At 56.9% G+C, this 6,858-nt stretch carries 6 protein-coding genes; 4 read left to right on the forward strand and 2 right to left on the reverse strand.

What is annotated here, in order from left to right:
• Positions 1-15: 15 nt before the first annotated feature.
• Positions 16-945 (reverse strand): acetylglutamate kinase, encoded by a 930-nt coding sequence (gene argB / locus BVE01S_RS14700; protein WP_066629135.1) that lies wholly within the window; start codon positions 943-945, stop codon positions 16-18.
• A gap of 115 nt (positions 946-1,060) precedes the next feature.
• On the opposite strand from argB, the gene BVE01S_RS14705 reads away from it, so the two are divergent.
• Positions 1,061-2,359, forward strand: coding sequence for a glycosyltransferase family 4 protein (locus BVE01S_RS14705; protein ID WP_167544795.1), 1,299 nt, complete (start codon positions 1,061-1,063; stop codon positions 2,357-2,359).
• Here the strand turns inward: BVE01S_RS14705 and BVE01S_RS16615 are convergent.
• Positions 2,325-4,310, reverse strand: coding sequence for a glycosyltransferase (locus BVE01S_RS16615; RefSeq protein WP_169802129.1), 1,986 nt, complete (start codon positions 4,308-4,310; stop codon positions 2,325-2,327). The genes BVE01S_RS14705 and BVE01S_RS16615 overlap by 35 nt on opposite strands.
• A 141-nt stretch (positions 4,311-4,451) precedes the next feature.
• Here BVE01S_RS16615 and rfbC point away from each other — a divergent pair, with 141 nt between their 5' ends.
• From rfbC to rfbD, 3 genes are all read left to right on the forward strand, one after another.
• Positions 4,452-5,027: a dTDP-4-dehydrorhamnose 3,5-epimerase gene (gene rfbC, locus BVE01S_RS14710; RefSeq protein WP_066629150.1), complete on the forward strand. Its 576-nt coding sequence runs from the start codon at positions 4,452-4,454 to the stop codon at positions 5,025-5,027.
• On the forward strand, positions 5,027-6,097 hold the full coding sequence (rfbB, locus tag BVE01S_RS14715) for a dTDP-glucose 4,6-dehydratase (protein ID WP_066629136.1): 1,071 nt from the start codon (positions 5,027-5,029) through the stop codon (positions 6,095-6,097). The genes rfbC and rfbB overlap by 1 nt, the downstream gene beginning before the upstream one ends.
• The coding region (rfbD, locus tag BVE01S_RS16620) for a dTDP-4-dehydrorhamnose reductase (RefSeq protein ID WP_084375435.1) at positions 6,094-6,858 on the forward strand (765 nt) is incomplete at its 3' end. The genes rfbB and rfbD, both read left to right, overlap by 4 nt.

Raw genomic sequence — 6,858 nt, forward strand, 5'->3', positions numbered from 1 at the left:
TGGAATGGGGGTCGATCAAAACGCCTTCACCAGGGTGCCGGCGCCGAACTCGGTGAACAACTCGACCAGCATGGCGTGCGGGCGACGCCCATCCAGAATGACCACCGCCTCGACGCCCGCGCGAACGGCGGCCATGGCGGTCTCCAGCTTGGGGATCATGCCGCCGGTGGCCACGCCGGTGTCGATCAGGTTTTGCGCCTCGTCCAGCGTCATCTGACGGATGATGTCGCCGTCCGCGCCCTTGACTCCCGGTACGTCGGTCAGCAGCAGCATCCGCTTGGCGTTCAGCGACCCCGCGACCGCGCCCGCCACCGTGTCGGCGTTGACGTTGTAGGTCTGGCCGTCTTCGGCCACGCCGATCGGGGCGATGACCGGCACCCAGTCTTCGGTCTCCGACGCGATCAAGCCCGCGATCAGTTTGGGATCCACCTTCGTCGGCTCGCCGACATAGCCCAGGTCGACCTCGTGCTCGATCATGCTGTCGGGATCGCGCTTCGTCCGACGCGTCTTCTCGACGGTCAGCAAACCGGCGTCCTTGCCCGACAGACCGACGCCGCGCACGTCCGCCTCCTTGCCGGCCATGGTGATCCAGTGGGCGATCTCCTTATTGACCGCGCCCGACAACACCATCTCGGCGACCTCCATCGTCGCCGGATCGGTGACCCGCAGCCCGTCGACGAAGCTGGATTTCACCCCCGCCTTGTCCAGCATGGCGCTGATCTGCGGCCCGCCGCCATGAACCACCACCGGGTTCACGCCCATCAGCTTCAGCAGCACCACATCGGCTGCAAACTGACGCGCCACGGCGCTCTCGCCCATGGCGTGACCGCCGTATTTGATGACCACGGTCTCGCGGTCATACACCTGAATATACGGCAAGGCCTCGGCGAGCGTCTTCGCCGTCTCCCAGCTGCGTTCTTCCGACTGGCGTTCTGTTTCGTTCATCACGCGCGCGAGATAGCGGGGGATGCGGGCGGTGTCACGGCCTGTATTATTCGCTCGACCATTCAGGCGGCCGCTTGCGACTTGCTTGCAGCCCCTCATGACCTATTGGAGTTGCATGGCCCGAATCTGCGTCGACGGTTTCAATCTGGCATTGCCCCGCCCAACAGGGATAGGGAACTATGCGCGTTCTCTGCTCCACGCCCTGCCTGGCATCGGACACGAGGGAGAGGTGCTTTTCGCACCAGAACTTGACAGAAGCGGACAGGCGATCTTGGACGAAACCGCGATTTTTGCTTTGCCAAAGCTTGGTAAGCTGACTTCGATCGAACGCCTGAGGCGTGAAACGCGCACCTTGAACCGAGCCGCTCTTTGCGCGACCGCATCCCCGCTTGAAGAGACGGGCAAAGTCATCTGGCCAGGCGGAACGGATGGACGCCCTAGAGCTCAACAGCTGTGGTCTTGCCCACATTTATTCACGGACGCGAAGCGCATTTTTCAGCGTTTGGGCAAGCCCGTAGATGTTCGCTTCCACGACGCTAAAAGCCCCTCGGTGATGCACTGGACCTCACCTATTGCGGCAAAGGCACGCAGAACGCCGAACATTTACACCATCCATGACTTGGTGCCGCTGAAGCTACCCTCCTCCATAGACAATGACAAAGAGCGCTTCTACTCGCTCTGCAAATCCATCGCCCGCACAGCAGATTTGATTACGACAGTTTCCGAGTCTTCAAGAAAAGATATCATCGACATACTACAAATAGAGCCATCACGGGTCATCAATACATATCAGTCTTCCATTTACTTTTCGGCAGACCTACCATCGACTGACTACGTAGGGCGAGAGATTGAAAGTAATTTTGAGCTCCCCTACGGCGGATATTTTCTACATGTTGGAACTATCGAGCCCAAGAAAAATCTCGGTCGGATCATCGAGGCCTATCTAGCCTCCGGCGTGAAGCCCCCCTTAGTCATAGTGAAGTCGCGCGGTTGGCTTGAGCACGATGAACTGGAACAACTGGAGGCGTTGAGACGCTCAAAAGTTACGGCCAACGAACGCGTGCGAATCTTCGAAGGCTTGCCGCCGCATAGATTAGCCAATCTTATAAGCGGTGCCCGAGGTGTGATCTTCCCCTCGCTCTATGAAGGCTTCGGTCTTCCGGTGCTGGAGGCAATGATCTTCGGCGTCCCGGTTCTGACCTCTCATTGCGGCGCTTTGGCGGAAATTGCCGGCGGCGCGGCGATCACAGTCGACCCCTACGACACAGTTGCCTTGGCAACGGGGATTCGTCAGCTGGATGCGGATCAGGATTTAAGGTACGCTTTGCGCCTCAAGGGATTTGAACGCGCTCAGTTCTTTAGCCCTGAGAACTACCAATCTAGGCTCGCGCGGCTTTACCGTAACGTGCTTTAGTTTCTGACCGTGACAGGCGATTCACCCGCCATGCATCGCTTCGCCCACGCTCAATGTAATCCCACACCTCTTTTTGAGACGGACTGCGAAAACCGTTGAATAGCCGAACCCCGTGGGCAGTCCAATGAGGATTGCGAGAGGGATCTAGCAAGGCGTCCGGCCCCCAATGTAGAGCCAGACTGGCCATCTCCCCCTTGGCCCACGCCAGTTTTTCAGATGAATCGGCCTGCCCTCGCGTGCGGGACTCGAAATGGGTTAGGACGAGATCGCCTCGATAGAGCACACGTTCCCCAGCCTCTCGCGCCTTAAGGCAGAAATCGATGTCATTGCAGGCAACCGCATGGTGCAAAGGGTCGAACCCACCGATTGCGTTGAACAAATCTCTACGAACAGCGAGGAACGCACCGCTAACTGCCGCCGCAGCACGTGATCTCGTCCATCGGTCCAGTGGCCCGGCTGCGTCGCTCTGCTCACCCAGGCCCTCGTGCACCGGTTCTCCATTAAAGGAGCCCAACGACAGTCCTGCATGTTGAACGTACCCGCCCGGATAAAGCAGGCGTGCACCCACGACCCCAGCCCCCCTCAAAGCGAAGCTGTCACGCAGAATTTCGTCCCAACCCTCGGTCAACATCTCCATATCATTATTGGCGAAGACGAAAATCTCTTCATTTCGCCTCGCCACGGCAAGATTGTTGAATCGAGACCAATTGAACGGTTCATCCACCTCTAATACATCGACCTTACCGTTTCTGCTCCATTGTCGAAGCAAATTGAGCGCGTCTTTCGATCGACTTCGGTTGTTCATGACGACGATCCGAAGATCTGATTTTCGTTTCGCCTTTTGCAGTAAACTGTTGACCATGTTCCGCAACATCGCCCCCTCGTCTCGCGTCGGAATAGCAACGAGGATTCGATCCCTTCGATCATGTGCGGAATCTTGCCCAAGAACTGATCCTTCGGGCGCGCGACCAACTGTGACTTCAGACCGGGAGGCTAGCAAAAGCGGTACATGCACGACGACGCCCTCGTCAAACGCCTTCATCAGCAAACGGCGCACATCAGAGGGGCTGTTGACCGCACTCTCGGTGACGATGTCGCCCGGAGATTTTGAAAAAAGCGCCATGATGGGCGGTCGCGGCGTGGTCCGCATATCTTCCCTGTCCGCCGCCGAGCGAAAGGCTGGCGCTTCCCAGGTCCGTCCGTGCACGGGATGATCGAAGAACACATCGTCGTCGGAGAAGACGGCGGATACGCGCGCGTCCTCGATCGTGGCAGCCAACCAGGCAAGAGCATGAGGCTCAAGATGAACTCCGGGCGTGAGAAGCAGCCATGGTCCACCATCATCCGGCAACTCTGCCCATGACGAAGCGAACGACACCCGATCATCGTCATGCCCCAAACTTCCAATCGGGTGGTCTTGAAAGTCATCGCAAACGATATGCGCCCGCCAGGTTTCATAACGCGACTCCAGCAAGGAGATCAGGGTGCCGCGCAAAATCGATGGGGGCTGACCTCGACTGTCGAGAAAGACGTTTAGGGTAAGGCTGGGCGACGCGGGAGGCATGTCCTGTTTCAAGCTTCCGCGGAAGCGCGCGTAGGTCTTCATGGCGCGAGCCGTGCCGCTAGCAATGTCGTCCGCTCCGCGAACAGTCGTCAGCATTTCCGCCAACTGCCTGTTAAGAGCACGCCGGCCAGGGCGGATCGCCAAAGCTTCACGGAGCGCGGCCTCCGCCAACTCCACCTCACCCGCGGCGAACAGCGTCTTCGCCAAGCGTGATCGCACAGAAACATCACTCGGGTGGCGCTTTAGATAGGCTCGATAGGCGTCGATAGCTAAAGGCCAGTTCCGCTCGCGCCTAGCCCGCTCAGCATCGCCGATACCTCTACGCTGACGAAGGGCCTCGAAGATCTGCACGCGCCAAGCGATAAAAATACCCAGTACCTGTGACATTGGGTCGGCCATTATATCCGGTCAACCCGGAGCCGGCGAACGAGACTGAGCGGCCGGCCTTTCCATCGTGGCCTCCGGCAGCTATCGAATCTGTATATGCACCAGTATCGACCTAGGAACGAAATGGAGTCCGGAACGATAATGATCTCTCCTGTCGTTAAAATATCCACGAGGCGATTTGTGGATTCGCGAGGCTGGTTTTCCGAAACCTATTCCGAGGCTCGCCTGGTGGAGATGGGGATAGACGTCCGGTTTGTGCAGGACAATCACTCAATGTCCACCCAAGCAGGAACGGTGCGTGGCATACATTTCCAAGGCCCACCCCATGTTCAGGCCAAGCTGGTGCAATGCTTGAAGGGCAGCATAATGGACTATGCCGTAGACCTACGTCTCGGATCCCCTACCTACGGGCAATGGGCATCAGCACTGCTGTCCGCCGAGAATGGAGATCAGCTTTATATTCCGGCAGGTTTTGGGCACGCCTTCATGACCTTGGTCGATGATGTCGAGGTCGCCTACAAGGTGTCCGCCCCATACGCACCCTCTAGCGAGGGAGGGGTAAAATGGAACGATGCATCAATTGCCATTGATTGGCCTCTGGATCAAATCGATGCAAGATTGTCGGCAAAGGACGCGATGCTTCCGACACTCAAATTTTTCAACAGCCCTTTCGAATATAAAGAGGGGGACGCCCCGCTTGTTGCCGGGAAGCTGTAATGTCATCATCTGACGTGCTAAAAATCCTGATCACCGGAGGCGCTGGTTTTATCGGATCAGCTCTGACACGCCACCTCATCGAGACGAGCAGTCACGAAGTACTAGTGTACGACAATCTTACCTACGCCGGGATGATGTCGTCACTTGATCCAGTCTCGTCATCGCAACGATTTCAGTTCGTTCAAGGCGACATCTGCGACGCTCAATCCGTTCAAAAAGCGCTGAACGACTTCCAGCCGGACATCGTTGCTCACCTCGCCGCCGAAAGTCATGTCGATCGTTCCATCGATGGGCCGGGAGGTTTTGTCCAGACGAACGTCGTCGGAACCTTCGTCCTTCTGGACCAAACGCGCGCTTACTTTGAGAGGTTAACAGGGGAACGTCGTAGCCGTTTCCGTTTCCATCATATTTCAACCGATGAGGTCTTCGGGTCTCTCGGGGACACAGGACGCTTTGTTGAGACTACCCCGTACGACCCTCGCTCGCCCTATTCTGCTTCAAAAGCCGCATCGGATCATTTGGTCCGAGCTTGGGGGCACACCTACGGATTGCCTGTGCTCATAACCAACTGCTCAAACAACTATGGCCCGTATCACTTTCCTGAAAAGTTGATTCCGTTGGTGATCATCAAGGCGTTAGCAGGCGAGCCGTTGCCGGTTTATGGCGACGGCCAGAACATCCGCGACTGGCTGTATGTGGAAGACCATGCGCGAGCCCTAAGACTAGTTTTCGAGAAGGCGCAGGTCGGCGAAACCTACAATGTCGGTGGAGATTCCGAACGCACAAATCTACAGGTGGTACGAGCCATCTGTGACGCGCTGGACAACCTAGCGCCCCGCGCTGATGGGGCCTCCTATCAACACCAGATCACCTTCGTGAAGGATCGACCGGGACACGATCAACGCTATGCGATCGATGCGTCCAAAATTAAGCGCACTTTAGGATGGACGCCTGAAGTCACATTCGAGGACGGCTTACATCGAACTGTCTCTTGGTTCGTGTCCAATGAGGATTGGTGGCAGCCAATACTAATGTCCAAAGACGCGACGAGGCGGCGAGGCGAAGCATGAACGCCACGCGGGCCGATGTTTTAGTCACCGGCGCAAACGGTCAGCTAGGCTCCGCCCTCAAAGAAAGCCGATGGCCTACGACGCTTAGGCCTCAATATGCATCCAGACATGTTCTAGACATAACCTCTCACAATTCGGTTGCGAAATGGCTTGATAATTCGTCGTGTCAGATCATCATTAATGCCGCGGCATATACTGCGGTGGACCGCGCCGAGCAAGAAGTTGAACAGGCCTTCCTTATCAACTCCTATGGACCGGCGGTCTTGGCATCGGAAGCACGGAAACGAAACATTGCCCTCATCCACATCTCTACCGACTATGTCTTTGATGGAACCTTCGATCGCCCCTATGCTGAATGTGACCAGCCTCACCCAATCAACGTTTACGGCGCGAGCAAGTTAGCAGGCGAGGTCGCAGCCCTTACAGTCAGACGTTGCGTCGTTCTGCGAACGGCTTGGCTGATCAGCCCTTTCAGCGAGAATTTCGCGAGGGCTATAGTCAAGAAAGCGCAAATGCACGAGCCTATACGCGTCGTCTCCGATCAGATCGGCAGCCCGACTCACGCGAAGGATGTCGCCGAAGCGATCACGACCATCGCAGCCCGTTTAGCAAATGACGAACAATGCCCAACAGGCATCTTCCATTACGTGAACTCGGGACACGCAAGTCGATATGAGCTCGCACACGCTCTGTTGGATCACACGCCGTGGAAAACACCACCTACCCCTTCGTCTACCCAGGACTATAACCTGCCCGCACAA

It is taken from the genome of Brevundimonas vesicularis NBRC 12165 (assembly GCF_001592205.1).
GTDB lineage: Bacteria > Pseudomonadota > Alphaproteobacteria > Caulobacterales > Caulobacteraceae > Brevundimonas > Brevundimonas vesicularis.